This window comes from Actinomadura sp. BRA 177 (assembly GCF_013372625.1).
In the GTDB taxonomy this organism is placed as follows: domain Bacteria; phylum Actinomycetota; class Actinomycetes; order Streptosporangiales; family Streptosporangiaceae; genus Spirillospora.
In genome coordinates, this window is record NZ_JABXFD010000721.1 from 1 (window position 1) to 673 (window position 673).

Genomic DNA, 673 nt, shown 5'->3' on the forward strand with positions numbered 1-673 from the left:
TGCATGTCAGTATTCTGCTTGTTTTTTTTTGTTCCAGGAAGAGACGGGCAACCGGGAAGGGGGCCGTCTCCGGGGGCCGGGGGTGGGGATAAGGGGCCGGGGCCAGGAGATCCGGCGAACCGGCAGGAGGTGCCCCGATGGGGACCGCGGTCGTGGCAGGGATCGGCAGCCGGCTTCCGCCCCGCGCCGTGGACAACGCGGAACTGGCGGCGCGGCTCGGCAGCTCCGACGAGTGGATCCGCACCCGCACCGGCGTCTCCCGCCGGTACGTCGCGGAGCCGGGCACGGCGGTGTCCGACCTCGCGGCCGGGGCCGGGGCCCGCGCGCTGAAGTCGGCGGGCGGCGGCCCGGTGGACGCGGTCGTGCTCGCGACGCAGACCCCGGACCATCCGTGCCCCGGCACGGCGCCCGACGTGGCGACCCGCCTCGGGCTGTGGTCCGCCGCCGCGTTCGACGTCGCCGCGGTCTGCAGCGGCTTCGTCTACGCGCTCGCCGCCGGCACCGGCCTGATCGCCGCCGGCATCGCCGGCCGCGTGCTGGTGATCGGCGCCGACGCGTTCTCCGGCATCCTCGACCCGGCCGACCGGGCCACCTCGGTGATCTTCGGGGACCGTCCCCTATCCACCTCTGACGCCGCCGCCCAAGACGCGACAGCACACCACCGTGCGCGCCC

The 673-nt window shown here is 74.9% G+C and carries 1 pseudogene; it reads left to right on the top strand.

Annotated features, from left to right (window positions below):
* Positions 1-137: 137 nt before the first annotated feature.
* A pseudogene (locus HUX53_RS38910) lies at positions 138-673 on the top strand (3-oxoacyl-ACP synthase); the annotation flags it as partial.